Origin of the sequence: Streptomyces erythrochromogenes (genome assembly GCF_040684695.1) — a bacterium.
Taxonomy (GTDB): domain Bacteria; phylum Actinomycetota; class Actinomycetes; order Streptomycetales; family Streptomycetaceae; genus Streptomyces; species Streptomyces erythrochromogenes_C.
Map to the genome: position 1 here is coordinate 189,153 of NZ_JBFBGM010000005.1, position 26,974 is coordinate 216,126.

Genomic DNA, 26,974 nt, shown 5'->3' on the forward strand with positions numbered 1-26,974 from the left:
GGACCCTTCGGGCGCATTGGCCCGAAGTAAGGAACGACGACAGCAACATCCAGAAGAGGTGCCATGCCGTTCACCCTCAGCCATGCGGCGGCCGTACTTCCGGCCATCCGCCGGACGGGCCGTGCACGGGGTCCCCTCGTCGCCTCCGCGATGGTCCTCGGCTCCTTCGCGCCGGACACCTTCTACTTCACGGACGCGGTCGTCGAGGGCTTCATGGCGTACGGCAGCGTCACGCACTCGCTGCTCGGGGTGTTCACGCTGGACGCGGTCCTCACGGCCGTCCTGGTGGGGTTCTGGCTGCTGCTGCGCGAGCCGCTCGTCGCGCTCCTGCCGGGCCGCTGGCAGGGCCGGGTCCACGCCCTCCTGCGGGGCGAGGAGTGGCGCGCCCGCCGCCGACTGCCCGCGCTCGCCTCCTGGTTCTACGTGTCGGCGGTCGCCGGTTCGCTCACGCACGTGCTGTGGGACAGCTTCACGCACGGGGACCGGTGGGGTACGAACGCGATGCCCTGGCTCGGCGAGCCCGTCGCCTTCGGCTTCCCGCCCTACACCTTCCTGCAGTACGGGAGTTCGGCGATCGCGGCCTGCGCGCTGCTGTGGTTCACGGCGACGGCGCTGCGCCGGCTGCCGGCCGGTGCGCCGCCCGCGTCGGTGCCGGTGCTCGGCCGCGCGGAGTACTGGGGTGCGCTGGCGCTGATCGCGGCGGGCGTCGCGGTCGGGGTGACCTTCCGCGTGATCCGCTTCTTCACCTTCTTCGACCGCATCCGCACGCCCCTCGACATCATCCCGACCATCTGTTTCGGTGCGGGCGGCGGCCTGTGCGTGTCCCTGCTGGTCTACGGGGTCCTCGTACGCCTGCGGCAGCGCCGCGGCCGTGACCGTGACCGTGACCGGCACCACGACGGCCGCTCGGACGAGGAGACGCGAACGCCCGTCCCCGCCGCCTGAGCAGACGGGGACGGGGACGGGCGCTGTTCGCTCGTCGTCGCGCGACGCGCGGGATCAGTGCGCGGCGGACTCCCAGTCCGCGCCGACGCCCACCGACACGTCCAGCGGGGCGCGGAGCTCGACGGCGGCGCCCATCTCGCGGCGCACCAGCTCCTCCACCTGCTCGCGCTCGCCGGGGGCGATCTCCAGCACGATTTCGTCGTGCACCTGGAGCAGCATCCGCGAGCGCAGGCCGGCCCCGGTGATCGCCTTGTCCACGCGCAGCATCGCGACCTTGACGATGTCGGCGGCGGTGCCCTGGATCGGGGCGTTGAGCGCCATCCGCTCGGCGGCCTCGCGGCGCTGGCGGTTGTCGCTGTTGAGGTCGGGCAGGTACCGGCGGCGGCCGAAGACGGTCGCCGTGTATCCGGTGGCCCGGGCCTCGTCCACCACGCGCTGGAGGTAGTCGCGGACCCCGCCGAAGCGCTCGAAGAAGGTCTCCATCAGGCCGCGCGCCTCGGCGGGCTCGATGTTCAGCTGCTGCGAGAGGCCGAAGGCGGACAGCCCGTACGCCAGGCCGTAGGACATGGCCTTGATCTTGCGGCGCATCTCGGCGTCGACCTGGTCGCGCTCGACCCCGAAGACCTGGGAGGCGACGGTGGTGTGCAGGTCCTCGCCGGAGGCGAACGCCTCGATCAGGCCCTCGTCCTCGGAGAGGTGGGCCATCACGCGCAGCTCGATCTGGCTGTAGTCGGCCGTCATCAGCGACTCGAAGCCCTCGCCGACGACGAAGCCGCGGCGGATGGCCCGGCCCTCGTCGGTGCGGACCGGCACGTTCTGCAGGTTCGGGTCGGTGGAGGACAGCCGGCCGGTCGCGGCGACCGTCTGGCTGAAGCTGGTGTGCACCCGGCCGTCGGCGGCGATGGTCTTGACCAGGCCCTCGACGGTGACGCGCAGCTTGGCCTGCTCACGGTGCCGGAGCATGATCACCGGCAGTTCGTGGTCGGTCTGCGTGGCCAGCCAGGCCAGCGCGTCGGCGTCCGTGGTGTAGCCCGTCTTGGTCTTCTTCGTCTTCGGCAGGTCCAGCTCGCCGAAGAAGACCTCCTGGAGCTGCTTGGGCGAGCCGAGGTTGAACTCGTGGCCGACCGCCGCGTGCGCCTCCTTGACCGCCTGCTGCACCGCTCCGGCGAACTGCTGCTCCATGGCCTCCAGGTGGTCGCGGTCGGCGGCGATGCCGGCGCGCTCCATCCGGGCGAGCAGCTCGGAGGTCGGCAGCTCCATGTCGTGGAGCAGTTCCGCGGCGCCCACCTCGGTGAGCTTGCCGGCGAAGGCGTCGCCCAGGTCCAGGACGGCGCGGGCCTGCGCCATCAGCGCCTCGGCCTCGGCCGTCTCGTCGGCACCGAAGGCCAGCTGCCCGTCGGCGGCGGCCGGGGCCAGCTCGCGGTGCAGGTACTCCGTGGACAGGGCGTCCAGGGCGAAGGAGCGCCGGCCCGGCTTGACCAGGTAGGCGGCGAGCGCGGTGTCCATGGTGACGCCGTCGAGGCTCCAGCCGTGCTCGGGGAAGACCCGCATCAGGCCCTTGGCGTTGTGGACGACCTTGGGGCGGGCCGCATCGGCCGCCCAGGCCGCGAAGGCCCGCTCGTCGCTCTCGTCGAGCTCGGCCGGGGTGAACCAGGCGGCGGCTCCCCCGGCGGCGGCCAGCGCGACCTCGGCGACGCTGCCCTGGCCCAGGGCCCAGCTGTCGACGGTCGCGACGCCCAGCGGCCCGCCCGCGTGGCTCTCCAGCCACGGCGCCAGCTCGCCCGTGCCGAGCACGGACGCGTCGAGTTCGACGCCGGCCGCGGGCGCCGGAGCGGCCTCCTGCTCGGCGGCACCCGGGTCCACGGCCAGCAGCCGCTCGCGCAGCGACGGGTTGCGGATTTCCAGCACGTCCAGCACGCCGGTCACGGCGGACCGGTCGTACGGCAGGCGGCCCAGGTCGGCGGCGCCCTGGGGCAGCTCCACGTCCTTGACCATCTCGGTCAGGACCCGGTTGAGCTTGACGGCCTCCAGGTGGTCCCGGAAGTTCTGCCCGGCCTTGCCCTTGACCTCCTCGGCGCGCTCCACGAGCTCCGCGAACGACCCGAACTGGGTGATCCACTTGGCGGCGGTCTTCTCGCCGACGCCCGGGATGCCGGGGAGGTTGTCGGACGGGTCTCCGCGCAGGGCCGCGAAGTCCGGGTACTGCTGCGGGGTCAGCCCGTACTTCTCCTCGACCTTCTCCGGCGTGAAGCGCGTCAGCTCCGAGACGCCCTTGGTCGGGTAGAGCACGGTCGTGTGCTCGGAGACGAGCTGGAAGGAGTCCCGGTCGCCGGTGACGATCAGCACCTCGAAACCGAGGGCCTCCGCCTGCGTCGCCAGCGTCGCGATCACGTCGTCGGCCTCGAAGCCGTCGACGGCGAACCGCGGCACCTTCATCGCGTCGAGGAGCTCGCCGATCAGCTCGACCTGCCCCTTGAACTCGTCGGGCGTCTTGGAACGGTTCGCCTTGTACTCGGGGAACTCCGTCGAACGCCACGTCTTGCGGGACACGTCGAACGCCACCGCGAAGTGCGTGGGCGCCTCGTCGCGCAGCGTGTTCGCCAGCATCGACGCGAAGCCGTAGATGGCGTTGGTCGGCTGCCCCGTCGCGGTCGTGAAGTTCTCCGCGGGCAGCGCGAAGAACGCCCGGTACGCCAGGGAGTGCCCGTCCATGAGCATCAGGCGGGGGCGGTCCGCTGCGGTCGTCTGGTCCGTCTTCTTCGATGCTGAATCTGCCACGTCCCCGATCCTAGGCGCCCCCACCGACAATTCCGGCCCGTCGCCCCCACCGGCGCATCCGCCCCACCGGACGCCCCCGGCGCACCCGGCCGGGGCGCCGCGAGCACCGGACCGCCCTCCCCGAACCGCGTGGGTCGTGCAAGGATCGAAGCACGCGGCCACCCGTGCTGCACCCGTACGTACGCTCGAAGGGGAGCGCGATGGCGACCAAGCCGCCCACAGGTGATCCGGTCCAGGACGCACCGCAGGTCACACCGCCCAAGCACGCGGCGGCCGGCCTTCCGGCGATCGGCCACACCCTGCGCATCGCGCAGGAGCAGATGGGCCTGGCCCGTACCGCCCGCACGCTCCTCAAGGTCAACCAGAAGGACGGCTTCGACTGCCCCGGCTGCGCCTGGCCCGAGGGCGACAAGCGGCACACCGCCGAATTCTGCGAGAACGGCGCCAAGGCCGTCGCGGAGGAAGCCACGCTGCGCCGGGTCACCCCCGAGTTCTTCGCCGCGCACCCCCTGGCCGACCTGGCCACCCGCTCCGGCTACTGGCTGGGCCAGCAGGGCCGCATCACCCAGCCGATGTACCTGCCCGAGAGCGGCGACCGCTACGAGGCGATCAGCTGGGAGCGCGCCTTCGAGGTCATCGCGCAGGAGCTGACCGCACTCGACTCCCCCGACGAGGCCCTCTTCTACACCTCGGGCCGCACCAGCAACGAGGCCGCGTTCCTCTTCCAGCTCTTCGCCCGCGAGTTCGGCACCAACAACCTGCCCGACTGCTCCAACATGTGCCACGAGTCCTCGGGCTCCGCACTGACCGAGACCATCGGCATAGGCAAGGGCAGCGTCTCCCTCGAAGACCTCCACCAGGCCGACCTGATCATCGTCGCCGGGCAGAACCCGGGCACCAACCACCCGCGCATGCTCTCCGCCCTGGAGAAGGCCAAGACCGCCGGCGCGAAGATCATCTCGGTGAACCCGCTGCCCGAGGCCGGCATGGAGCGGTTCAAGAACCCGCAGACCCCCCTCGGCATGCTCCGGGGCACCGCCCTCAACGACCTGTTCCTGCAGATCCGCATCGGCGGCGACCAGGCCCTCTTCCGCCTCCTCAACAAGCTCGTCATCGAAACGGAGGGCGCCACCGACGAGGCGTTCATCCACGAGCACACCCACGGCTACGAGGACCTCGCGGCCGCCGCGAAGGAGGCCGACTGGGACGAGACCCTCACGGCCACCGGCCTGACCCGCCCCGAGATCGAGCGCGCCCTCGCCATGGTCCTCGCCTCGAAGCGCACCATCGTCTGCTGGGCCATGGGCCTCACCCAGCACAAGCACGCCGTCGCCACCATCCGCGAGGTCGTCAACCTCCTCCTGCTGCGCGGGAACATCGGCCGCCCCGGCGCCGGCGTCTGCCCCGTCCGCGGCCACTCCAACGTCCAGGGCGACCGCACCATGGGCATCTTCGAACGCCCCGCACCCGCCTTCCTCGACGCCCTCGACAAGGAGTTCGGCATCACCTCGCCGCGCGGCCACGGCTACGACGTGGTCCGCTCCATCCAGGCGATGCGCGACGGCCGGGCCAAGGTCCTCTTCGCCATGGGCGGCAACTTCGTCGGCGCCACCCCCGACACCGAGGTCACCGAGGCCGCGATCCGCCGCACCGCCCTGACCGTCCACGTCTCCACCAAGCTCAACCGCTCCCACGCGGTCACCGGCCGGCGCGCCCTGATCCTGCCCACCCTCGGCCGCACCGACAAGGACGTCCAGGCCTCCGGCCGGCAGTTCGTCACCGTCGAGGACTCCATGGGCATGGTCCACGCCTCCCGCGGCAACCTCGCCCCCGCCTCCCCCCACCTGCTCTCCGAGCCCGCGATCGTGGCCCGCATGGCCCGCGCCGTCCTCGGCTCCGCCTCCGCCACCCCGTGGGAGGACTTCGAGCGCGACTACGGCGCCGTCCGCGACCGGATCGCCCGCGTGGTCCCCGGCTTCGAGGACTTCAACGCCCGCGCCGCCCGCCCCGAGGGCTTCCGCCTCCCGCACGCCCCCCGCGACGAACGCCGCTTCCCGACGAAGACCGGCAGGGCGAACTTCACCGCCGCCCCCGTCGAGTACCCGCGGGTCCCGCCGGGCCGGCTGCTCCTGCAGACCCTGCGCAGCCACGACCAGTACAACACCACGATCTACGGCCTCGACGACCGCTACCGCGGCATCACCGGCGGCCGCCGCGTCGTCATGGTCAACCCCGCCGACGCCGCCGAGCTGGGCCTCGCCGACGGCTCGTACACCGACCTGGTGAGCGAGTGGAAGGACGGCGTGGAGCGCCGCGCACCCGGATTCCGCGTCGTGCACTACCCGACCGCCCGCGGCTGCGCCGCCGCGTACTACCCCGAGACGAACGTGCTGGTCCCGCTCGACTCGACCGCGGACACCAGCAATACCCCGGCCAGCAAGTCCGTCGTCGTGCGCTTCGAACCCGCCTGATAGAACGACCTCAGGAAAAGAAGGTTAACGAGCGTTGACGAACGGAGCCTGACCATGGGTGAGCAGCACGCAGTGAAGTTCCCGCAGGAGGTCCTCGACGAGTACGCGGCCCTGGGCATCGACCTGCCCGCGCTGTTCTCGGCCGGAGACCTCGGCGAGCGCATGGACATCCGCATCCTGGAGGCCTCGGCCGACCGCGTCGTCGGCACCATGCCCGTCAAGGGCAACACCCAGCCCTACGGACTGCTGCACGGCGGGGCCTCCGCCGTACTGGCCGAGACCCTCGGCTCGATCGGCGCCATGATGCACGGCGGCATCAGCAAGATCGCCGTCGGCGTGGACCTGAACTGCACCCACCACCGGGGCGCCCGCAGCGGCATCGTCACGGGCGTCGCCACCCCGGTCCACCGCGGCCGCTCGACGACCACCTTCGAGATCGTCATCACCGACGAGCAGGACAAGCGGATCTGCACCGCCCGCCTGACCTGCCTGCTGCGCGACGTCGACCAGGTCGCCGGCGGCGCCGAGGCCCACTCCCAGGCCTGACCGGCCCCGGAGCCCCGCTCCGGAGCCCCGCTCGGGCGGACCGCCGCCCGCCGGTACCGGCGGGCCTGCCCGCCGACACCGGGCCGCCCGTCCGTCGGCCGCCCGGGGCGGTACCGGCCCGCCTGCCGGCCGCCCCGGCCCGCCTGGCCGCCGGGTACGGCACCGGCCCGCCTGCGCACCCGCACCGCCGGCCCGACCGGCGGTGCCGGGCCGGCTCCGCCGGGCTCGCCGCGTCCTGCCGGTCCGGCCCGACCGGCAGGACACCCCCCTCGGGCCGACCCTTTCCGGCCACGCCTCTCCCCCGCCGGACGTCGCCCCCGGTCCTCCGCCGCGCCCGCCGGCCCGGCCGCAACGGCGCCGCAACCGCCCGGAATCCGCCACTCCGCACGCTTCGCGGTGACATCTGTTGTCTCACCGGTGGTCACCGCCTACCGTCCCCCCATGGGGACCATGCCACGCACGGCCCGGTACGCCGCCCACACCCTCCTCGCGGCGCTCGCCCTGGCCGGATGCTCATCCTCCGCACCACCCTCCGCGGCGGGCTCCGCGAGCCCCTCCGCCCCCACCCCCGCCTCCCCCGTACAGGTGTGCACGAGCCTCGTGTCCTACTGGGCGAAGGAGACCCTCCTGGGCACCACCTGGTCCGGCCTGGACTGGGAGCAGAAGGGGCTGTCCAACGACCAGTACGCGATCCACGAGGACGCGGTGGCCGCAGGGCGTGCGGAGGAGCGAACTGCCGGGCGGGAAAAGGCACTTGAGCTGATCGATCGCTTCGTGGCGCAGCGCTGCGCCGAGCAGGGCGGCGCCACCCGCAGCTCGGAGAACTGGCGCCCTCCCGTGTGACCGGCGTCACCGCATTCCGACCACGCTGTCCGTCTTCCGGGCAGGTGCCCCCGCGGGGTCGAACCGCAGGTGGGAGACCCTGCCGCCACCGAAGCAAGATCGTTCACAGTCCCGACACAACGCCGCAATCATCACTCTGCGTAATTCCCGAGACGGCTCGAATCCGCCTTTTCCCTCGAGAATGGCCACCCGGAGGATTCTTTCGGGCACGCGCAGCCACATTCGGCTCAATTTGATCTAAGACAGGAGCATGAAGGCCTCAAGCCCCTTAGAGGAACTGCGATTTCTCACCATGCGGACGATCTCAAGGGGGGTTAAATGTCCGGTTTGTTCAAACTCCCACCACACATTCTTGGCCTTGGCATAACAAGAGCGTCACATCCTCCTTTCCCGCCTCCCGGTGCTCGCCACCTCGGCCCTAGAGTCACGGCCAGTCACCGCGCCGCAGGGCGCGAATCAGCACGGCCGTGGACCTCTCCAGTGCGGCCCGGCGACCCAACGGCACCTCGACAGAGGGCTGCGCCAGGGAAAGGAAGAATCGTGCGACACCGTTCTTTGCTCATCCTCACCACCGTGATCACCACGGGAGCACTGACCCTCACCGCTTGCGGATCGCGCGACGGAGGCTCCAAGGACAACAGCGGCGGCAAGAAGACCGTCGTCGTCATCGGCGTCGACGCCCCGCTCACCGGATCCCTCTCCGCTCTCGGTCAGGGCATCAAGAACTCCGTGGACCTCGCGGCCAAGACGGCCAACAAGAACAACGAGGTCCCGGGCATCGAGTTCAAGGTCGAGGCCCTCGACGACCAGGCCGTCCCGGCCTCCGGCCAGGCCAACGCCACCAAGCTCGTCGGCAACAAGGACGTCCTCGGCGTCGTCGGCCCGCTGAACTCGGGCGTCGCCCAGCAGATGCAGGGCGTCTTCGCCTCCGCCAAGCTGGCGCAGGTCTCCCCCGCCAACACCAACCCCGCGCTCAGCCAGGGTGACAACTGGGGCAAGGGCGAGTTCAAGCGCGGCTTCGACACCTACTTCCGCACCGCCGCCACCGACGTGGTCCAGGGCAAGTTCGCCGCCCAGTACCTCTTCAAGGACGCCGGCAAGAAGAAGGTCTTCATCGTCGACGACAAGCAGACCTACGGCGCCGGCCTCGCCGCGATCTTCGCCGAGGAGTTCAAGAAGCTCGGCGGCGAGGTCGCCGGCACCGACCACGTCACCGTGAAGGAGACCGACTTCTCCTCCACCGCCGACAAGGTCAAGTCCTCCGGCGCCGACTCCGTCTACTTCGGCGGCCAGTACCCCGAGGGCGGCCTGCTCGCCGACCAGATCAAGAAGGCCGGCGCCGCCGTCCCGCTCATGGGCGGCGACGGCATCCAGGACCCCGCCTTCATCAGCGCCTCCGGTGAGGCCAACGAGGGCGACCTCGCCACCTCCATCGGCTACCCGGTCGAGAAGCTCGACACCGCCAAGAAGTTCATCGAGGACTACAAGGCCGAAGGCTACAAGGACCCGTACGCCGCCTACGGTGGCTACTCCTACGACGCCGGCTGGGCCGTCATCCAGGCCGTCAAGGCCGTCGTCGCCGCCAACAGCGGCAAGCTCCCCGACGACGCCCGCGCCAAGGTCGTCGAGGCTCTCGGCAAGGTCTCCTTCGAGGGCGTGACCGGCAAGGTCGCCTTCGACCAGTACGGCGACACCACCAACAAGCAGCTCACGGTCTACAAGGTCGAGGGCGGCAAGTGGGTCGACGTCAAGAGCGACACCTTCAACCAGTAAGCCCGTAGCACCCAGCACCACCCGTAACACCTGAACCAACGCCGCGCGAGGGCGCAAACAGTGCCCTCGCGCGGAGTCTTATCCGACACGCTCATCGGAGGCCCTGCGGTGCACGAACTGCCGCAACAGCTGGCCAACGGCCTGGCCCTCGGTGCTCTCTATGGCCTCATCGCCATCGGGTACACCATGGTCTACGGCATCGTCCAGCTCATCAACTTCGCCCACGGCGAGATCTTCATGATCGGCGGCTTCGGCGCGCTCACCGCCTACGCCATCCTCCCGACCGGCACCACCCTGCTGATCGCGATACCCGTCATGATCGTCGGCGGCGCCATCTGCTCCGTCGCCGTGGCATGCGCAGCCGAACGCTTCGCCTACCGCCCCCTGCGCAGCGCTCCAAGGCTCGCACCCCTCATCACCGCAATCGGCCTCTCGATCGCGCTGCAGCAGCTCGTCTGGCAGTTCTACCCGGACGCCAAGAAGGCCGTCAGCTTCCCGGAGTTCAAGGGAGCCGCCTTCAAGATCACCGACAGCCTCGCGATCCAGCGTGCGGACCTCTTCGTCCTCATCCTCGCCCCGCTCTGCATGCTCGCCCTCGGCGTCTTCGTCCAGAAGAGCCGCAGCGGCCGCGCCATGCAGGCCACCGCGCAGGACCCCGACACCGCCAAGCTGATGGGCATCAACACCGACCGCATCATCGTCATGGCCTTCGCCATCGGTGCCGCGTTCGCCGCCGTCGCAGCCGTCGCCTACGGCGTCGACAAGGGCCAGATCAACTTCGAGATGGGCTTCATCCTCGGCCTCAAGGCCTTCACCGCAGCCGTCCTCGGCGGCATCGGCAACATCTACGGAGCCATGGTCGGCGGCGTCGTCCTCGGACTCGCCGAAGCCCTCTCGATCGCCTACATCGAAGAGATCCCCGGCATGCAGCAGCTCGGCGGCGGAGCCTGGTCCAACGTCTGGGCCTTCGTACTCCTCATCGTCGTCCTCCTCGTGCGGCCCCAAGGCCTGCTCGGCCAGCGCGTCACGGATCGGGCGTGAGAACCATGACCACCAACACCACCCCGCAGACGCAGACGCCGACGGAGACCGCGAAGACGGCACCCGCCCCCGCGACCCTCCTCTACGCGATCGTCGGTGGCAGCCTCCTCACCATCGTCAGCGCCTTCCTCGCCTGGACGTGGACCGCCGACTTCCCCGGCGACCTCACCTTCTACGGCAGCCCCGCCGACCTCCAGTACATAACCCTGGCCGGCGCCGCCCTCACCCTGGTGCACGCGCTCGCCGCACTCGGCGTCAAGGGCTTCGGCTGGCTCACCCCCGCCGGCTCCCGCAAGCCCATCTGGTTCCTGGCCCTCGGCAACATGGCCGCCACCTGGTTCACGGTCATCGCGATCACCGTCGTCCTCGGCGGCGTCGTCAACCTCGAACCCGGCGCCTACGTCGCCCTCGTCGGCTCCCTCGTCCCGGCCCTCGCCGCGTACAAGCTCCCCGACGACAGCCGCAAGGTCACCCCGGCCAAGAGCACGCTGCCCAACTGGGCCGAGATCCTCATCATCACCGGCGTCTTCGCCCTCGGCCTCTTCGTCATCACCTTCGGCATCGACACCGATGACAAGGAACCGCAGCTCTTCGTCGCCTACCTGATCACGGTCGGCCTCGCGGCCCTCGCCCTGAACAAGTCGGGCCTCCTCGCCCGCTTCTCGGTGCTCACCGCGAACAACCGCCAGGTCACCCTCCTCGGCACCGCGGCCGCCGCGATCGCCTTCCCGTTCATCCAGCAGAGCGGCGACACCTACACGCTGATCGCGGTCAACATCCTGATCTTCGCGACCGTCGCCCTCGGCCTGAACATCGTCGTCGGCCTCGCCGGCCTCCTCGACCTCGGCTACGTCGCCTTCCTCGGCGTCGGCGCCTACGCCGCCGCCCTGGTCTCCGGCAGCACCGCCTCCGCCTTCGGCATCCACCTCCCCTTCTGGGCGGCGGTCATCGTCGGCGCCATCGTCTCGCTGGTCTTCGGCGTGGTCATCGGTGCACCGACCCTCCGCCTGCGCGGCGACTACCTCGCCATCGTCACCCTCGGCTTCGGAGAAATCTTCCGCATCGCCATGGGCAACCTCGACGGCACCTCCGGCCCCGACGTCACCAACGGCCCGAACGGCATCCCGAACATCCCCCACCTCGAAATCTTCGGGTGGAACTTCGGCGAGTCCCACATCGTCGCCGGCATCGAACTCGGCGCCTACGCCAACTACTACTTCCTGATGCTGCTGGTCATGGCCCTGGTCGTCGTGGTCTTCGCCCGCGCCGGCAACAGCCGCATCGGCCGCGCCTGGGTCGCCATCCGCGAGGACGAGACCGCCGCCGAAGCCATGGGCATCAACGGCTTCAAGGTCAAGCTCATCGCCTTCGCCCTCGGCGCCACCCTCGCAGGCCTCGCCGGCACCGTCCAGGCACACGTCAACACCACGGTCGTCCCCGAGAACTACGTCTTCGCCGGGCCCGTCCCGCCGAACTCCGCGTTCCTCCTCGCCGCCGTCATCCTCGGCGGCATGGGCACCATCCGCGGCCCCATCCTCGGCGCCGCACTGCTCTTCCTGATCCCGGCGAAGCTGGCCTTCCTCCAGGACTACCAGCTCCTCGCCTTCGGCATCGCCCTCATCCTGCTCATGCGCTTCCGCCCTGAAGGCCTCATCGCCAACAAGCGCGCGCAGCTCGAGTTCCACGACGACACCGCTGACCAGGCCCCCAAGGACCTGGCCACCGCCAAGGCGGGGGCGTGAACGACATGACGACCACCACGGACACCACCACCACGACCACCACGAAGACCACGGTGCTCGAAGCCAAGGGCGTCACCATGCGCTTCGGCGGCCTCACCGCCGTCAAGGGCGTCGACCTCCAGGTCAACGCGGGCGAGATCGTCGGACTCATCGGCCCCAACGGCGCCGGCAAGACCACCTTCTTCAACTGCCTCACCGGGCTGTACGTCCCCACCGAGGGCTCCGTCAGCTACAAGGGCAAGGTCCTCCCGCCCAAGCCCCACCGGGTCACCGAGGCCGGCATCGCCCGTACCTTCCAGAACATCCGGCTCTTCCACAACATGACGGTGATGGAGAACGTCCTCGTCGGACGCCACACCCGTACCAAGGAAGGCCTCTGGTCCGCCCTGCTGCGCGGCCCCGGCTTCAAGAAGGCCGAAGCCGCCAGCGAGGCACGCGCCATGGAACTCCTCGAGTTCATCGGCCTGGAGCACAAGGCCGACCACCTCGCGAAGAACCTCCCCTACGGCGAGCAGCGCAAGCTGGAGATCGCCCGCGCCCTCGCCAGCGACCCCGGCCTCATCCTCCTGGACGAGCCCACCGCCGGCATGAACCCGCAGGAGACCCGCGCCGCCGAAGAGCTCATCTTCGCGATCCGGGACATGGGCATCGCCGTACTCGTCATCGAGCACGACATGCGCTTCATCTTCAACCTGTGCGACCGCGTCGCCTGTCTCGTCCAGGGCGAGAAGCTCATCGAAGGCACCGCCTCCGAGGTCCAGGGCGACGAGCGCGTCATCGCGGCCTACCTCGGAACTCCCTTCGAGGGCGAGCCCGGTGCCGAGGAAGTCGCCGAGGTCGAGGCCGCGGAAGCCCACGCCGAGGCTGCGGTCGAGGCTGAGGTCGAGGCCGAGCCGGTGGCCGAGGCTGCGGCCCCGGCCGCCGCCGAGACCGAGACCGAGACCGAGGCGGAAGCCGCGGCCGAGGACGAGGCCCCCGCGGACGCCGAGGGCGACGCGGACAGCACCACCAGCACCACCAGCACGGAAGGAGAGGCCAAGTGACCGCACTGCTCAAGGTCGAGGACCTCAAGGTCGCCTACGGCAAGATCGAAGCCGTCAAGGGAATCTCCTTCGAGGTCAACGAAGGTGAAATCGTCTGCCTCGTCGGCACCAACGGCGCCGGCAAGACGACCACCCTCCGCACCCTCTCCGGGCTCCTGAAGCCCACCGCGGGCAGCATCACCTTCGACGGCCAGCCCCTGGTCGGCGTTCCCGCCCACAAGATCGTCGCCCTGAAGCTGGCGCACTCCCCCGAGGGCCGCCACATCTTCCCCCGGCTGACGATCGAGGAGAACCTCCAGCTCGGCGCCTTCCTCCGCAGCGACAAGGACGGCATCGAGAAGGACATCCAGCGCGCCTACGACCTCTTCCCCATCCTGGGCGAGCGTCGCAAGCAGGCCGCCGGCACCCTCTCGGGCGGTGAACAGCAGATGCTCGCCATGGGCCGCGCGCTCATGTGCCAGCCGAAGCTCCTCATGCTGGACGAGCCCTCCATGGGTCTCTCCCCGCTGATGATGCAGAAGATCATGTCGACCATCTCCGAGCTCAAGGCCTCGGGCATGACGATCCTGCTCGTCGAGCAGAACGCCCAGGCGGCGCTCTCCCTCGCCGACCAGGCGCACGTCATGGAGATCGGCAAGATCGTCCTCTCGGGCACCGGCCAGGACCTCCTCCACAACGAGGACGTCCGCAAGGCCTACCTCGGCGAGGACTGACACAACGTGTGAGGCCCGCCTCCCTCGGGGGAGGCGGGCCTCACGCATGTCCCGGGGAGCCCGGGACGTGAACCGGACGGGAACTACTTCCCGCCCTCCTTCTTCTTCGACTCGGCGTCCTCGATGACCACCTCGGCGACCTGCTGCATCGACATCCGGCGGTCCATGGAGGACTTCTGGATCCAGCGGAAGGCCGCGGGCTCGGTGAGCCCGTACTGCGTCTGCAGGATGCTCTTCGCCCGGTCGACCAGCTTGCGGGTCTCCAGCCGCTGCGAGAGGTCGGCGACCTCCTGCTCCAGCGCGCGCAGCTCGGCGAACCGGGACACGGCCATCTCGATGGCCGGCACCACGTCGCTCTTGCTGAACGGCTTCACGAGGTACGCCATGGCTCCGGCGTCCCGGGCCCGCTCCACGAGGTCGCGCTGCGAGAACGCCGTCAGCATCAGGACGGGGGCGATGGACTCCTGCGCGATCTTCTCGGCGGCGGAGATCCCGTCCAGGACGGGCATCTTCACGTCGAGGATGACCAGGTCGGGCCGGTGCTCGCGGGCGAGCTCGACGGCCGTCTGCCCGTCGCCGGCCTCGCCGACGACGGTGTAGCCCTCTTCTTCGAGCATCTCTTTGAGGTCGAGACGGATGAGCGCCTCGTCCTCGGCGATGACGACCCGGGTCGTCAGCGGCGGAACGTGCGACTGGTCGGCGTCGGGCGTGGGCGTCGACTCGTGCTCGGCGGTCACGGGGGCTCCTCTTTGCGGGGCGCTGCTGCTTGGATGAGCCTACCTAGCAGCGCCGCCCGGCGGTCACCCGGTACACTCCGACGTGCGACCTTGCCGGGTTGGTGGAATGGCATACACGGATGTCTCAAACACATCTGCCCGTGAGGGCTTGCGGGTTCGAGTCCCGCACCCGGCACCGCGTTCGAAAAGTGGACGTTCACCTTCGCGTGAACGTCCACTTTTTGCTACGTGCAGCCACCCATGGTCACGCACAGTTGTTCCATGGAGTCCCACAGCCTCGGCGTACGGCAAACGGCGCTGTCCCTGTTGCGTGGCGGCGCGAGAAACGCGGACGTCGCACGCCACCTCGATGTCCCGCTCGGAACCGTCAGCTACTGGAAACACATAGACCGCCGCAAACGGGGCGAGCCGGTTGCTATCCGACCGTCACTCCTGTGCCCCCGCTGCGACGGACGGGCTCTGGACCTCTCCGCCTACGCCTACCTGCTGGGCCTCTACCTCGGCGACGGCCACATCAGCCACTACGTGAAGCACAAGGTCCCCAGCCTCATGATCACCCTGGACAACGCGTGGCCCGGCATCCAGGACGAGGCAGAAGCCGCACTGCACGCCGTCTTTCCGCACAATGCCACGTGTCGTGTGCGAACCGTCGGAGCACAGAACATCAAGGTGTACTTCAAGCACCTGCCATGCCTGTTCCCGCAGCACGGGCCCGGGAAGAAGCACGAGCGGCGGATCGTCCTCGAAGACTGGCAGCAGGAGATCGTCGACGCGTGCCCGTGGGAGTTCGTCCGGGGGCTGATCCACTCCGACGGGTGTCGGATCACCAACTGGACGGTGCGCAACGGCAAGCGCTACGAGTACCCGCGGTACATCTTCACCAACAAGTCGAACGACATCCGGAGGCTCTGTACCGACACGCTCACCGCGCTCGGTGTCGAGTGGACGGTCCTGGCGCGCGGCAGCGACCCGTTCAACGTCTCCGTCGCCCGGAAGGCGTCCGTCGCGCTCATGGACGCCCACATCGGGGCGAAGTATTAGCCCTGGGAGATCGTCGGGCCGTCCGGCTACGGTGCGGGCATGGTGAATTACGTGCTGGTCGCAGGGGCACGGCTCGGGGCGTGGGCGTGGGACGAGGTGGTGCCGTATCTGCGCGCGGCCGGCCACGGCGTCCATCCGTTGTCGCTGTCCGGTCTTGCCGAGAAGCAGGGTGTTCCGGCGGGGCAGGCGACTCATGTCCAGGACATCGTTGCCGAGGTGGAGCGCCTGGATCTGCGTGAGGTGGTGCTGGTGGGTCACAGCTACTCGGGCATCCCGGTGGGTCAGGCCGCCGAGCGGATCGGTGACCGGTTGGCCCGCGTGGTGTTCGTCGACTCAAGTGTTCCGGTCGACGGCGAGTCGTTCGTCTCCGCCTGGCCGGACGGCAGGGCGGCGGTGGAGGCGTCGATCGCCGGGAGCGGCGGGTTCTGGCCGCTCGCGCCGGCTGCTCATTTCGACGGCGAGGGTCTGACCGATGAGCAGATCGCACGCCTCGTGCGCGGCTCGACCCCTCACCCGGGTGCCACGCTGACCGAGCCCGCCGTGCTGTCGGGGCCGCTCGGGGAGCTTCCGGCGACGTACGTCCTGTGCGTGATGCCGGGGACCGAGCCTGAGGACGCCGGGCCCGACGAGGTCGTGGCCGAGCTGGTGGACGGCAAGCGCTGGCGGCTGGTCACGATGGACACCGGCCACTGGCCGATGTTCTCGCGGCCGCGCGAGCTGGCGCAGGTCCTCCTCGATGCCGCCGTGGAGTGAGAGCGCCTCGTGGTCCTGCGCCCCGCTCCCGTAGTCATCGGACGATGCAGATGTGCGGCAGCGGTGCGTCCGCCTCGCCTTCCGCCGTGAGGACTTCGCGTGCCAGCTGCCGGGCGCGGGCCCATCCCGCGTCGGTGGACAGGGCCTCCCTCGTCCACCGATCCACCCCTGCGGGCCGGCTCATCTCGTTGAAGATCTCGTCGATCGTCCGCAGGGGAGGCTGTACCTCCGGACTGAGCTGCCCCTCTTCGACCAGTTGGCCGGCCAGTCGGAAGCCGTCATCGAAGCCCAGGGCGATCTCGTCCGGTGGCACGTCGTACCTCTGCAGCCATGCCAGTTGAGCCGTTGCGTCTGCCGCGACCACGGCCACCGCTTCGATCAGCATGCGACGGCGTGCCGAAGGACCAGGAGTGTTCACGGGGTCATCGTGACACGGGTCCGCTTGAGGCGAGCGGTCACCCCGTCGTCCTCCTGGGCGGGTTCGCCCGTGCTTCCTGGGGCACGAGAGGGGCCGCATAGCAGTGGACGGCGACCGTCTGGGTGGGGGTCCACTGCTGGTCGACCGTGCCGAGCAGGTGCCAGCCGAGGCGTTCGTACAGTGCTGCCGCGGCGGTGTCGGTGGCGACCACGTCGAGGACCGGGTGGAGGCCGTGGGCGCGGGCCTGTGCGCCGGCACGGGCCATGAGGGCCGCTCCGATGCGGTGGCCGCGGGCGGACGGGGCGACGAAGAGGCGGCTGATCACGGCGGTCGCGTCGGGGCTCGCCCCTGTGCGGGCGCTCCACAGGCTGGGGGCCGCGTCTGCGGGGTCGCTGCGGGAGAGGCCGATGTGGCCGGCGAGGGTGCCGTTCAGTTCGGCGACCCAGGCGTGGAGGAGTGCGGGTGGGGTGAGCCATGCGTCGGGCGCGGCGGGCCAGTTGACGGGGTAGCCGTCGTGTTCGTGGACCTGGGCGAGGATGTCCGCGCAGGGGCCGAGGTCGTGGGGGGTGCGGTCGCGGACGGTCGTGGTCACGGGAGGGGTTCCGGGTCGGTGGCGAGGCGGGCGTGGAGGTGTTCGTCGTGGTGGCGGCCGTCGCCGAAGAGGTGGGACTGGCGGAGGGTGCCTTCGGGGAGGTAGCCGCAGCGTTGTGCGACGCGGCAGGAGGCGTCGTTGCCGGTGGCGTGGGCGATTTCGATGCGGCGGGCGTCGGCGGTGCGGAAGCCCCAGGTGGTGACGGCTCTGGTGGCGCGGGTGGCGAGGCCGCGTCCGCGGGCCTGGGGAAGGAACCAGTAGCCGATCATGGCCTGTCCGTCGGCGCGGTCGGTCCAGCGGAGGTTGACGGTGCCGAGCAGGGTGCCGTCGGTGCCGTCGGTGGTGTCCAGGGCGGCGAAGGCGGCGCCGGCGCCGCGGTCCCAGCCGTCTTCGCGGGCTTCGAGCCAGGTCTGGGCGGCTTTGTGGTCGGCTGTGGCGAGGGGGTTCCAGAGGGCGATGGCCGGGTCGGCCGCGGCGGCGACGAGGTCGTCGAGGCGCTCGGTTCCGGCGGGCGGGCGGCCCCAGGGGTGGAGGGTGAAGTCTCCCAGGTCGAGCGTGGTGCGGACGAAGGCCCGTAGGGGGGTGCTCATGGCGCCCTTCCTACTCGGCCGTCGGGCCTGCCGCCAGCCCATTTCCTTTGGTCAGGGCCTGTTGCCGTCGCCGCCGGGGTCGGAGTGCGGCTGTTCGAGCGGCTCGATGACGTGCAGGGGGTGGTCGTCTCCACCGCGCCGGGTGGTCCGGCGCGGTGGGGCGGGGTGGTTCAGTGGACCGCGTCGCCGATGTGGTGGATGCGGACGAGGTTGGTGGAGCCGCTGACGCCGGGGGGTGAGCCGGCGGTGATGACGACGACGTCGCCGGTGACGCAGCGGCCGATGCGCAGGAGTTCTTCTTCGACCTGGGCGACCATGGCGTCGGTGGAGTCGACGTGGGGGCCGAGGAAGGTTTCGACGCCCCAGGTGAGGTTCAGCTGGGAGCGGGTGGCGGGGTCGGGGGTGAAGGCGAGGAGGGGGATGGGGCTGCGGTAGCGGGAGAGCCGGCGGACGGTGTCGCCGCTCTGGGTGAAGGCGACGAGGAACTTGGCGTCGAGGAAGTCGCCCATTTCGGCGGCTGCGCGGGCGACGGCTCCGCCTTGGGTGCGGGGCTTGTTGCGGTCGGTGAGGGGCGGGAGGCCCTTGGCGAGGATGTCCTCTTCGGCGGCTTCGACGATGCGGGACATGGTGCGGACGGTTTCGACGGGATATTTGCCGACGCTGGTCTCGCCGGAGAGCATGACGGCGTCGGTGCCGTCGATGACGGCGTTGGCGACGTCGGAGGCTTCGGCGCGGGTGGGCCGGGAGTTGTCGATCATCGAGTCGAGCATCTGGGTGGCGACGATGACGGGTTTGGCGTTGCGCTTGGCGAGCTTGATGGCGCGCTTCTGGACGATCGGGACCTGTTCCAGGGGCATTTCGACGCCGAGGTCGCCGCGGGCGACCATGATGCCGTCGAAGGCGGCGACGATCTCGTCGATGTTGTCGACGGCCTGGGGCTTTTCGATCTTGGCGATGACGGGGAGGCGGCGGCCTTCTTCGTCCATGATGCGGTGGACGTCTTCGATGTCGCGGCCGCTGCGGACGAAGGAGAGGGCGATGACGTCGGCGCCGGTGCGCAGGGCCCAGCGGAGGTCTTCGATGTCCTTGTCGGAGAGGGCGGGGACGGAGACGGCCACGCCGGGGAGGTTGAGGCCCTTGTGGTCGGAGACCATGCCGCCTTCGATGACGCGGGTGCGGACGCGGGGTCCGTCGACGGCGGTGACTTCGAGGGTGACGCGGCCGTCGTCGACGAGGATGCGTTCGCCGGTGGTGACGTCTGCGGCGAGGCCCTTGTAGGTGGTGCCGCAGGTGTGGCGGTCGCCTTCGTGGTCTTCGACGGTGATGGTGAAGTCGTCGCCGCGTTCAAGGAGTACGGGGCCTTCGTGGAAGCGGCCGAGGCGGATCTTCGGGCCTTGAAGGTCGGCGAGGATGCCGACGCTGCGGCCGGTCTCGTCGGAGGCCTTGCGTACGCGCTGGTAGCGCTCCTCGTGTTCGGCGTAGGTGCCGTGGCTGAGGTTGAGGCGGGCGATGTCCATTCCGGCTTCGACCAGTGCTTTGATCTGGTCGTATGAGTCGGTGGCGGGGCCCAGGGTACATACGATTTTCGCTCGGCGCATGGGGCGAGCCTATTCCCCTACCAACGGGTAGGTAATCGCTTCCGGGTGTCCTCTCAACAACCAATGGGCAAAAGCTTGTTGACAATTGTTGAATGTGCGTGGGGGTGCTCCGATGAGCACCCCCACGAGCCCGTTTCGCCCTGATTTCAGAGCTGCGGCGGGGTCATCGTGAAGCGTGCGTTCACCTGGGCGTGGACGGTCTGGCGCTGGGGTTCGAGGTCGAGCGGCGGGGGGCCGCCCTTCACGTCGGCGCTGAAGGCCATGGTGCGCATGCCGGAGCCGCCGGGGGCCTGCGCGAAGGGGGTGGCGTTCTCGGTTCCGAGGTCGGCGAGTTCGACGAGGGCCGCGAGGCTGGCCCCGAGGGCGTCGGCGTATTCGCGGGCGCGCTGGACGGCTTCGAGCACGGCCTGGCGGCGGGCTTCGCCGTGGGCGGGCGAGGTGGGGCGCAGGGCCCACCAGGGGCCCTCGACCTGGGTGAGTTCGAGGTCGGCGAGGCGGGTGGTGAGTTCGCCGAGGGCGGTGAAGTCGCTGAGTTCGGCGGTGATGTGGACGCGGCCGTGGTAGGCGCGGACGCGCTCGCCCTTGCCGTGGCGGGTGAGTTCGGGGGTGATGGAGAGGACGCCGGTTTCGAGCTTTTCGACGGGGTCGCCGTAGCTCTTGACGAGGTCGAGGACGGTGTTGTTGCGGCGGGTGAGGTCGTCGAGCGCGGTGCGGCGGTCGGTGCCGCGGGCGCTGACGGTGATGCCGATGCGGGCGATTTCGGGGTCGACTTCGAGGCGGGCTTCGCCGCGGACTGCGACACGGGGCACTTCGGGGGTGCCGTAGGGCTGGTGCGATGCGTCCTGGGTCATGGATTCACTCTCGCACTGTCGCCCGTTCGGGTGTGGTCACCGGATCGAAACCTGACGGGGGTGTTGCGGCTTGTTACCCGTGGGTCAGAATCTACGCGCGTTGTTCAGGCCTCAAAAGGGAGATGGCATGGCGTTCGACCGCAGGACTTTCATAGGGACCACGGCCGCCACCGGCGCGGCCGTGGCGCTGGCGGGGGCCACGAGCACCCCGGCTGCCGCAGCCGCGACGCAGCAGCCGGATGCGAGGAAGCCGCAGCCGCGGACGTACGCGTTCACGGTGATGGGGACGACCGACCTGCACGGGAACGTCTTCAACTGGGACTACTTCACGGACAAGGAGTTCGACGACAAGGCGCACAACGACGTCGGTCTGGCGAAGATCTCGACCCTGGTGAACCAGGTGCGGGCGGAGAAGGGCCGGCGCAACACGCTGCTCATCGACGCGGGTGACACCATCCAGGGCACGCAGTTGTCGTACTACTACGCGAAGGTCGATCCGATCACGGCGCGGCGTGGTCCGGTGCACCCGATGGCGCAGGCGATGAACGCGATCGGCTATGACGCGGCGGCGCTGGGGAACCACGAGTTCAATTACGGCATTCCGGTGCTGCGCAAGTTCGAGGAGCAGTGCGATTTCCCGCTGCTGGGGGCGAACGCGCTGGATGCGAAGACGCTGCGGCCGGCGTTCGCTCCGTACAGCATGCACAAGCTGCGCACGCCGTGCGGGCGGGACGTGAAGGTGGCGGTGCTGGGGCTGACGAACCCGGGCATCGCGCTGTGGGACAAGGCGAACGTGCAGGGGAAGATGACGTTCCCGGGGCTGGAGGAGCAGGCCGCGAAGTACGTGCCGAAGCTGCGGTCGATGGGTGCGGACGTGGTGATCGTGTCGGCGCACTCGGGATCGAGCGGCACGTCCTCGTACGGTGACCAGCTGCCGTACGTCGAGAACGCGGCGGCGCTGGTGGCGGAGCAGGTCCCGGGGATCGACGCGATCCTGGTGGGGCACGCGCACACGGAGATCCCGGAGTACCGGGTGAAGAACACGGCGACCGGCAAGGACGTGGTGCTGTCGGAGCCGCTGAAGTGGGGGCAGCGGCTGACGCTGTTCGACTTCGAGCTGGTGTGGGAGAAGGGCCGCTGGTCGGTGGCGAAGGTCGCGGCGAAGGTCCTGAACTCGAACACGGTGGCGGAGGACGCGAAGATCACGCGGCTGCTGTCGGACGAGCACCGCAAGGTCGTGGCGTACGTGAACCAGGTGATCGGCACCTCGACGCAGGCGATGTCCTCGGCGGAGGGCCCGGTCAAGGACGTGGCGATCATCGACCTGATCAACCACGTGCAGGCGGAGACGGTGAAGACGGCCCTGGCGGGTACCCAGTGGGCGGCGCTGCCGGTGCTGTCGCAGGCCTCGTGCTTCTCGCGGACGGCGGCGATCCCGGCCGGGCAGGTGACGATCCGGGATGCGGCGGGTCTGTACCCGTTCGAGAACACGATGGAGGCGCGGCTGGTGACGGGTGCGCAGCTGAAGGACTACCTGGAGTACTCGGCGCGGTACTTCGTGCGGACGGCGCCGGGTGACGCGGTGGATCCGGCGAAGCTGACGAACGCGGAGAGCATTCCGGACTACAACTACGACGCGGTGTACGGGCTGGCGTACGACATCGACATCGCCCAGCCGGCGGGTTCGCGGATCTCGGGGCTGTCCTTCCAGGGGAAGGCGGTGGATCCGGCGGCGCAGTTCGTGCTGGCGGTGAACAACTACCGTGCTTCGGGAGGCGGGAACTTCCCGCACGTGCCGCAGGCCAAGCAGCTGTGGTCGAACTCGGACGAGATCCGCAACACGATCATCCAGTGGGTGAAGGCGAAGGGGACGATCGACCCGGCGCAGTTCGCCTCGGTGGACTGGCGGCTGACACGGGCGGGCGTGCCGGTGTTCTAGTACGCCCTCGCGCGTGACGGGGCCGGTGTCCGCGGCGGCGGGCACCGGCCCCGCGCGTGTTTTCAGGCGTCGGTGTGGACGAGGTGGGGCGGGACGGCGGCGTCGAGGGCGGCGATGAGGCGTTCGCCGCGTGCGACGTGGTCGGGGTGGATGTGCAGGTGGCAGCCGCAGCCGGTGAGGACGACGCGGCCGGGGCCTTCGTGGCGGACGAGGGCGATCTCGTCGAAGCGGATGTCGTGTTCGTCGCGGTTGCCGTCGCTCAGGACCAGGCCCCAGGGGGTGAGGAGGTATTCGCCGCTTTCGTCGCGGGGGGTGATGAGGCGGCGGAGGGGGTTCTTGCGGAAGCGGGTGCCGGCGGTGCGGGGAGTGGCGGGGTGCTCGCCGTGGGAGCGCCAGCAGGTGGAGTTCGGCAGGGGGGTGCCGCGGAGGGTGGCGGGCCGGGGGAAGACCTGGGCCGGCACGACGAGTACGGCGTCGGTGAGGGCGCGTTGCAGGTGGTCGGCGACGTCCTGCGGGGTGACGGCGGCGTGCTGGGCAAGGAGGGTGCCGGGGTCGTGGTAGGGGATGCCGAAGTGCTCGCTTTCGACGGCGCGTTGGAGGGAGGTCCAGCGGTCGTGGTGGCAGCGTCCGTCGTGGCAGTGGAGTTCGGCGCGTGCGTGCTCGGTGAGGGCGTCGAGTTCCTGGCGGGTGGGGCCTCGTCGGGCGAGGTTCAGGGCTTCGTTCCAGAGGATGTCGGCGGCTTCTTCGGCGTGGCCGTCGGCGGGCTGCAGGACGAGGACGCGGTCGAGGGTCAGTCGGTCGCGGAGGAACCGGTGGAGGGTGACGCCGTCGGATATGCCGCGTGTGTCGTGCGTGAGGTGTTCGACGCGCCGGGCCAGGACGTGGCAGGCGGCGACGGCGGCGGGTTCGTGGGCGCGTGAGGTCAGCAGGAGGGAGACGGTGTCGACCAGGCGGTGCTGCCAGGTGCCGGGTACGCCGGCGCGCCGGCGGGGGGCGGCGCGGTCGGGTCGGGGGCCGTCGGGCAGCGGGAGGGTGAGTCCGGCGGGCGGTGGGCCGTCGAGGGCGAGGACGGCGTTGGCGCGGGTGAAGTGGGTGGCGGCGTGGGTGCGGACGGCGTCGGGGCTGAGCCGGGTGTACATGTCGGGGTCGTGGTGCAGGACGAGGCCGAGGCCGTGGGGGCCGTAGCGGGCGCTGAGGGGTTCGGCGCCGCGGTGGTCGCAGGTGCGGGGCGGGTGGAGGCCGAGGAGGCGGGTGGCGTGCTCCGTGTACTGGGTCGGCAGGTCGCTGAGGGCGCTGCAGACGGTGTGGAGGAAGCCGGTGACCTCTTGGGGGGTGCCCCTGACGGCGAAGTGGGTCGCCTCTTCCTCGACGGAGCTGGTGAACTCGTGGGGCCGCCTGCCGAGGTGCGTCGTCACGAGGGCTTCGACGAGGTGGGCTGTGCCGAGGGTGGGGGCGGTTTCGTCCCGCAGTCCGGTGCCGAAGGAGAGGACCGCGCTGAGGGGGCCCGGTGCTGGGGCGGCCTGCCACAGGACGGTGACCCCGTCGGCGTTGGTTCGCTGCATGACGGCGACGATAGCCGCAGGTCAGGTGTGGTGGGCCGAGGGGGCCGCCGGATCGGGCCCGGTGGGGTGTCCTGTCGGTCCGGCCCGATCGACAGGACACCTGCTACGGGTGCTCGACGAGCGGGAGGAGATCGCCCGCGGGGCGGGGACGGGTGTGCTCGCGCTGTTCGAGGCCGAAGGTGGTGAAGGCGGTACGCGGGGGCTGGGGGTAGGGCTCTTTGCCGGTGAGGGTGTTGAGGATGGCGGCGCTGCGCCAGGCGGCGAGGCCGAGGTCGGGGGCGCCGACGCCGTGGGTGTGGCGTTCGCCGTTCTGGACGAAGATGCTGCCGGTGACGGAGGGGTCGAGGACCATCCGGTGGCGGTCGTCGATGCGGGGGCGTCCGGAGGAGTCCTTGCGCAGGTAGGGGTCTAGGCCTGCGAGGAGTCGGGTGAGGGGTCGTTCGCGGTAGCCGGTGGCGAGGACGACGGCGTCGGTGGTGAGGCGGGAGCGGGCGCCCTGTTCGGCGTGTTCGAGGTGGAGTTCGACCTTGGTGGTGGCGACGCGTCCGGCGGTGCGGACGGTGACGCCGGGGGTGAGGACGGCGTCGGGCCAGCCGCCGTGGAGGGTGCGGCGGTAGAGCTCGTCGTGGATGGCGGCGATGGTGGCGGTGTCGATGCCCTTGTGGAGCTGCCATTGGGCGGGGACGAGCTGGTCGCGTACGGGTTCGGGAAGGGAGTGGAAGTAGCGGGTGTAGTCGGGGGTGAAGTGTTCGAGGCCGAGTTTCGAGTACTCCATGGGGGCGAAGGAGGGGGTGCGGGCGAGCCAGGTGAGGCGTTCGCGGCCGGCGGGGCGGGCGCGGAGCAGGTCGAGGAAGACTTCGGCGCCCGACTGGCCCGATCCGATGACGGTGACGTGCTCGGCGCCGAGGATGCGTTGGCGGTTGTCGAGGTAGTCGGCGGAGTGGATGACGGGAACGGTGGGGGCTTCGGCGAGGGGGCGCAGGGCGTCGGGGACGTGGGGGGCGGTGCCGATGCCGAGGGCGAGGTTGCGGGTGTGGGTGCGGCCGAGGGCTTCGGCTTCGCCGGCGGGGTCGAGCTGGGTGAAGTCGACTTCGAAGAGGTCGCGTTCGGGGTTCCAGCGGACGGCGTCGACCTGGTGGCCGAAGTGGAGTCCGGGGACGCGGCCGGCGACCCAGCGGCAGTAGGCGTCGTATTCGGCGCGGTGGATGTGGAACTGCTCGGCGAAGTAGAAGGGGTAGAGCCGTTCTTTGTGCCTGAGGTAGCTGAGGAAGCTCCAGGGGCTGGAGGGGTCGGCGAGGGTGACGAGGTCGGCGAGGAAGGGGACTTGGAGGGTGGTGCCGTCGATGAGGAGGCCGGGGTGCCAGCGGAAGTCGCGGCGCTGCTCGTAGAAGGCGGTGGCGAGTTCGCCGGCTCCTTGTTGGGGGAGGCCGTGGGCGAGGGCGGCGAGGGACAGGTTGGACGGTCCGATGCCGATTCCGACGAGGTCGTGGGGTGCATCGAGCTGGGCGGTCATCGGTGGGTGCTGCCTTCCAGGAGGGCGATGAGGGTGTCCAGGTCTCCCGCCGTGGTGTGCGGGTTGAGCAGGGTGGCTTTGAGCCACAGGCGGCCGTCGGCGTGGGTGCGGCCGAGGACGGCGCGGCCTTGGTGGAGGAGGGTGCGGCGCAGGGTGGCGAGTTCGTCGTCGGTGGCGCGGGTGGGCCGGAAGAGGACGGTGCTGATGGTGGGTGGGGCGTGGAGTTCGAAGCCGGCGTGGGCGTCGAGGCGGCGGGCGAGGTGCCGGGCGAGTTCGCAGGTGCGGTCGATGAGGTGGGCGAGGCCGTCGCGGCCGAGTGAGCGCAGGGTGGCGGCGATCTTGAAGGCGTCGGGGCGGCGGGTGGTGCGCAGGGAGCGGCCGAGGAGGTCGGGGAGGCCGGCTTCGGTGTCGTCGGTGGCGTTGAGGTAGTCGGCCTGGTGGGCGAGGGGGGCGAGGAGGGCCGCGTCGGGGACGGCGAGGAGTCCTGCGGCTACGGGCTGCCAGCCGAGTTTGTGCAGGTCGACGGTGAGGGAGTGGGCGCGGCCGAGTCCGGCGAGCCGGTGGCGGTGGCGGGGGCTGAGGGCGAGGAGGCCGCCGTAGGCGGCGTCGACGTGGAGGTCGGCGCCGTGGTGCTCGCAGAGGTCGGCGATGGCGGGGAGCGGGTCGATGAGGCCCGCGTCGGTGGTGCCGGCGGTGGCGGTGACGAGGGTGGGTCCGGGGGTGGCGGCGAGGGTCTCGGCGAGGCGGGCCGGGTCGAGGATGCCCGCGGGTGTGGGGAGTTCGGTGGCCGGGGGCAGGCCGAGGAGCCAGGCCGCGCGGGGGACGGAGTGGTGGGCGGCGGCTCCGTGCAGGACGGTGAGGCGGGGGCCGTGGCGTTCGCGGGCGAGGAGCAGGGCGAGCTGGTTGGCTTCGGTGCCGCCGGTGGTGACGAGGGCGTCGGGGTGGGGGGTGTCGTAGAACTCGGCGGCGAGGGTGCGGGTGAGGAGGGCTTCGATCGCGGAGGCGGCGGGGGCCTGGTCCCAGGAGTCGAGGGAGGGGTTGAGGGCGCCGGCGGCGAGGTCGGCGGCGGTGGCGACGGCGAGCGGCGGGCAGTGCAGGTGGGCGGCGCAGAGGGGGTCGGCGGGGTCGGCGGCGCCGGCGGCGAGGGCGTGGACGAGGGTGCGGAGGGCTTCGTGGTCGCCGGTGCCGTGGTCGGGCAGTACGGTGCCGAGCGCTTCGCGGATGTGGGCGGTGACGGTGTCGGGGCCGCCGGCGGGGAGCGGGCCGCGGCGGTCGGCGGCGCCGGTGCGGAGGGCGTCGAGGACGGTGTCGAGGAGGGGCCGCAGGGCCTGGGGGCCGGTGGCTCCGCCGGCGAGCGGGTTGCGGTGCGGGGTGCCGTGCGGGGTGCCGTGCGGCGCTGTCAACGGGACCTCCGGGGGCTGGCGGGGCGCCGTGCGGGGCGGGGCACCCGACCAGTACAACGATCAGACCCGAATGGGGTAACCG

22 protein-coding genes and 1 tRNA gene are annotated in these 26,974 nt (G+C 70.5%); 13 read left to right on the plus strand and 10 right to left on the minus strand.

Annotated elements, in window-relative coordinates:
• Positions 1-63 precede the first annotated feature (63 nt).
• The gene (locus tag AB0O53_RS11295; protein ID WP_365194684.1) at positions 64-945 is read left to right on the plus strand and encodes a DUF4184 family protein; all 882 of its coding nucleotides are present in this window, start codon (positions 64-66) and stop codon (positions 943-945) included.
• A 54-nt stretch (positions 946-999) separates the two neighbouring features.
• On the opposite strand, the gene polA is transcribed toward AB0O53_RS11295, so the two are convergent.
• On the minus strand, positions 1,000-3,723 hold the full coding sequence (gene polA / locus AB0O53_RS11300; protein WP_365194686.1) for a DNA polymerase I: 2,724 nt from the start codon (positions 3,721-3,723) through the stop codon (positions 1,000-1,002).
• 200 nt (positions 3,724-3,923) lie between these two features.
• Here polA and AB0O53_RS11305 point away from each other — a divergent pair, with 200 nt between their 5' ends.
• The 8 genes from AB0O53_RS11305 to AB0O53_RS11340 all read left to right on the plus strand — a co-directional run bounded on the left by AB0O53_RS11305 (position 3,924) and on the right by AB0O53_RS11340 (position 13,895).
• A complete protein-coding gene (locus tag AB0O53_RS11305; protein WP_350994946.1) occupies positions 3,924-6,194 on the plus strand; it encodes an FdhF/YdeP family oxidoreductase in 2,271 nt (756 codons plus the stop codon).
• Positions 6,195-6,248: 54 nt separating this feature from the next.
• Positions 6,249-6,740 (plus strand): PaaI family thioesterase, encoded by a 492-nt coding sequence (locus tag AB0O53_RS11310; RefSeq protein ID WP_350994948.1) that lies wholly within the window; start codon positions 6,249-6,251, stop codon positions 6,738-6,740.
• 441 nt (positions 6,741-7,181) lie between these two features.
• Complete coding sequence (locus tag AB0O53_RS11315) at positions 7,182-7,583, plus strand: hypothetical protein (RefSeq protein WP_350994950.1); 402 nt, start codon at positions 7,182-7,184, stop codon at positions 7,581-7,583.
• 540 nt (positions 7,584-8,123) lie between these two features.
• Entirely contained in the window at positions 8,124-9,356 is a 1,233-nt protein-coding gene (locus AB0O53_RS11320; RefSeq protein WP_031149227.1) for a branched-chain amino acid ABC transporter substrate-binding protein, read from the plus strand.
• Positions 9,357-9,464: 108 nt separating this feature from the next.
• Positions 9,465-10,397: a branched-chain amino acid ABC transporter permease gene (locus tag AB0O53_RS11325; protein ID WP_030664890.1), complete on the plus strand. Its 933-nt coding sequence runs from the start codon at positions 9,465-9,467 to the stop codon at positions 10,395-10,397.
• A gap of 5 nt (positions 10,398-10,402) precedes the next feature.
• The gene (locus AB0O53_RS11330; protein WP_350995090.1) at positions 10,403-12,139 is read left to right on the plus strand and encodes a branched-chain amino acid ABC transporter permease; all 1,737 of its coding nucleotides are present in this window, start codon (positions 10,403-10,405) and stop codon (positions 12,137-12,139) included.
• A 5-nt stretch (positions 12,140-12,144) separates the two neighbouring features.
• The gene (locus AB0O53_RS11335; protein WP_365194843.1) at positions 12,145-13,182 is read left to right on the plus strand and encodes an ABC transporter ATP-binding protein; all 1,038 of its coding nucleotides are present in this window, start codon (positions 12,145-12,147) and stop codon (positions 13,180-13,182) included.
• Complete coding sequence (locus tag AB0O53_RS11340) at positions 13,179-13,895, plus strand: ABC transporter ATP-binding protein (protein ID WP_030664901.1); 717 nt, start codon at positions 13,179-13,181, stop codon at positions 13,893-13,895. The genes AB0O53_RS11335 and AB0O53_RS11340 overlap by 4 nt, the downstream gene beginning before the upstream one ends.
• An 83-nt stretch (positions 13,896-13,978) precedes the next feature.
• On the opposite strand, the gene AB0O53_RS11345 is transcribed toward AB0O53_RS11340, so the two are convergent.
• The gene (locus tag AB0O53_RS11345) at positions 13,979-14,632 is read right to left on the minus strand and encodes an ANTAR domain-containing response regulator (protein WP_350994952.1); all 654 of its coding nucleotides are present in this window, start codon (positions 14,630-14,632) and stop codon (positions 13,979-13,981) included.
• A gap of 92 nt (positions 14,633-14,724) precedes the next feature.
• Here AB0O53_RS11345 and AB0O53_RS11350 point away from each other — a divergent pair.
• The 3 genes from AB0O53_RS11350 (at position 14,725) to AB0O53_RS11360 (ending at position 16,426) form a co-directional block, all read left to right on the plus strand.
• Positions 14,725-14,807, plus strand: a tRNA-Leu gene (locus AB0O53_RS11350).
• Positions 14,808-14,893: 86 nt separating this feature from the next.
• Positions 14,894-15,673 (plus strand): helix-turn-helix domain-containing protein, encoded by a 780-nt coding sequence (locus AB0O53_RS11355; protein WP_365194689.1) that lies wholly within the window; start codon positions 14,894-14,896, stop codon positions 15,671-15,673.
• A 39-nt stretch (positions 15,674-15,712) separates the two neighbouring features.
• On the plus strand, positions 15,713-16,426 hold the full coding sequence (locus AB0O53_RS11360) for an alpha/beta fold hydrolase (protein ID WP_365194692.1): 714 nt from the start codon (positions 15,713-15,715) through the stop codon (positions 16,424-16,426).
• Between the two features lie 34 nt (positions 16,427-16,460).
• Here the strand turns inward: AB0O53_RS11360 and AB0O53_RS11365 are convergent, their stop codons facing one another.
• From AB0O53_RS11365 to AB0O53_RS11385, 5 genes are all read right to left on the minus strand, one after another.
• Positions 16,461-16,811 carry a hypothetical protein gene (locus AB0O53_RS11365; protein ID WP_365194695.1) on the minus strand — a complete coding sequence of 117 codons (351 nt, stop codon included), beginning with the start codon at positions 16,809-16,811 and terminating at the stop codon, positions 16,461-16,463.
• Positions 16,812-16,881: 70 nt separating this feature from the next.
• Entirely contained in the window at positions 16,882-17,436 is a 555-nt protein-coding gene (locus AB0O53_RS11370) for a GNAT family N-acetyltransferase (RefSeq protein ID WP_365194698.1), read from the minus strand.
• Positions 17,433-18,026 (minus strand): GNAT family N-acetyltransferase, encoded by a 594-nt coding sequence (locus AB0O53_RS11375; RefSeq protein ID WP_350994961.1) that lies wholly within the window; start codon positions 18,024-18,026, stop codon positions 17,433-17,435. Before AB0O53_RS11375 ends, AB0O53_RS11370 begins: the two co-directional genes overlap by 4 nt.
• A gap of 170 nt (positions 18,027-18,196) precedes the next feature.
• Positions 18,197-19,624 (minus strand): pyruvate kinase, encoded by a 1,428-nt coding sequence (pyk, locus tag AB0O53_RS11380; RefSeq protein ID WP_350994963.1) that lies wholly within the window; start codon positions 19,622-19,624, stop codon positions 18,197-18,199.
• Positions 19,625-19,770: 146 nt separating this feature from the next.
• Positions 19,771-20,475, minus strand: coding sequence for an SIMPL domain-containing protein (locus AB0O53_RS11385; RefSeq protein ID WP_350994964.1), 705 nt, complete (start codon positions 20,473-20,475; stop codon positions 19,771-19,773).
• A 127-nt stretch (positions 20,476-20,602) separates the two neighbouring features.
• On the opposite strand from AB0O53_RS11385, the gene AB0O53_RS11390 reads away from it, so the two are divergent.
• Complete coding sequence (locus AB0O53_RS11390) at positions 20,603-22,414, plus strand: bifunctional metallophosphatase/5'-nucleotidase (RefSeq protein WP_350994966.1); 1,812 nt, start codon at positions 20,603-20,605, stop codon at positions 22,412-22,414.
• A gap of 62 nt (positions 22,415-22,476) precedes the next feature.
• On the opposite strand, the gene AB0O53_RS11395 is transcribed toward AB0O53_RS11390, so the two are convergent.
• The 3 genes from AB0O53_RS11395 to AB0O53_RS11405 form a co-directional block, all read right to left on the minus strand.
• On the minus strand, positions 22,477-23,976 hold the full coding sequence (locus tag AB0O53_RS11395) for a peptidase M16 family protein (protein ID WP_365194703.1): 1,500 nt from the start codon (positions 23,974-23,976) through the stop codon (positions 22,477-22,479).
• A 103-nt stretch (positions 23,977-24,079) separates the two neighbouring features.
• On the minus strand, positions 24,080-25,489 hold the full coding sequence (locus tag AB0O53_RS11400; RefSeq protein WP_350994970.1) for a lysine N(6)-hydroxylase/L-ornithine N(5)-oxygenase family protein: 1,410 nt from the start codon (positions 25,487-25,489) through the stop codon (positions 24,080-24,082).
• The gene (locus AB0O53_RS11405) at positions 25,486-26,892 is read right to left on the minus strand and encodes a pyridoxal phosphate-dependent decarboxylase family protein (RefSeq protein ID WP_365194706.1); all 1,407 of its coding nucleotides are present in this window, start codon (positions 26,890-26,892) and stop codon (positions 25,486-25,488) included. Before AB0O53_RS11405 ends, AB0O53_RS11400 begins: the two co-directional genes overlap by 4 nt.
• Positions 26,893-26,974 lie beyond the last annotated feature (82 nt).

Coding starts and splice junctions, on each gene's coding strand:
- AB0O53_RS11390 (WP_350994966.1), top strand. CDS start 20,603: ATGGCGTTCGACCGCAGGACTTTCATAGGGACCACGGCCGCCACCGGC.
- AB0O53_RS11365 (WP_365194695.1), bottom strand. CDS start 16,811: ATGCTGATCGAAGCGGTGGCCGTGGTCGCGGCAGACGCAACGGCTCAA.
- AB0O53_RS11360 (WP_365194692.1), top strand. CDS start 15,713: ATGGTGAATTACGTGCTGGTCGCAGGGGCACGGCTCGGGGCGTGGGCG.
- pyk (WP_350994963.1), bottom strand. CDS start 19,624: ATGCGCCGAGCGAAAATCGTATGTACCCTGGGCCCCGCCACCGACTCA.
- AB0O53_RS11315 (WP_350994950.1), top strand. CDS start 7,182: ATGGGGACCATGCCACGCACGGCCCGGTACGCCGCCCACACCCTCCTC.
- AB0O53_RS11395 (WP_365194703.1), bottom strand. CDS start 23,976: ATGCAGCGAACCAACGCCGACGGGGTCACCGTCCTGTGGCAGGCCGCC.
- AB0O53_RS11305 (WP_350994946.1), top strand. CDS start 3,924: ATGGCGACCAAGCCGCCCACAGGTGATCCGGTCCAGGACGCACCGCAG.
- AB0O53_RS11330 (WP_350995090.1), top strand. CDS start 10,403: ATGACCACCAACACCACCCCGCAGACGCAGACGCCGACGGAGACCGCG.
- AB0O53_RS11385 (WP_350994964.1), bottom strand. CDS start 20,475: ATGACCCAGGACGCATCGCACCAGCCCTACGGCACCCCCGAAGTGCCC.
- AB0O53_RS11400 (WP_350994970.1), bottom strand. CDS start 25,489: ATGACCGCCCAGCTCGATGCACCCCACGACCTCGTCGGAATCGGCATC.
- AB0O53_RS11295 (WP_365194684.1), top strand. CDS start 64: ATGCCGTTCACCCTCAGCCATGCGGCGGCCGTACTTCCGGCCATCCGC.
- AB0O53_RS11335 (WP_365194843.1), top strand. CDS start 12,145: ATGACGACCACCACGGACACCACCACCACGACCACCACGAAGACCACG.
- AB0O53_RS11310 (WP_350994948.1), top strand. CDS start 6,249: ATGGGTGAGCAGCACGCAGTGAAGTTCCCGCAGGAGGTCCTCGACGAG.
- AB0O53_RS11375 (WP_350994961.1), bottom strand. CDS start 18,026: ATGAGCACCCCCCTACGGGCCTTCGTCCGCACCACGCTCGACCTGGGA.
- AB0O53_RS11355 (WP_365194689.1), top strand. CDS start 14,894: ATGGAGTCCCACAGCCTCGGCGTACGGCAAACGGCGCTGTCCCTGTTG.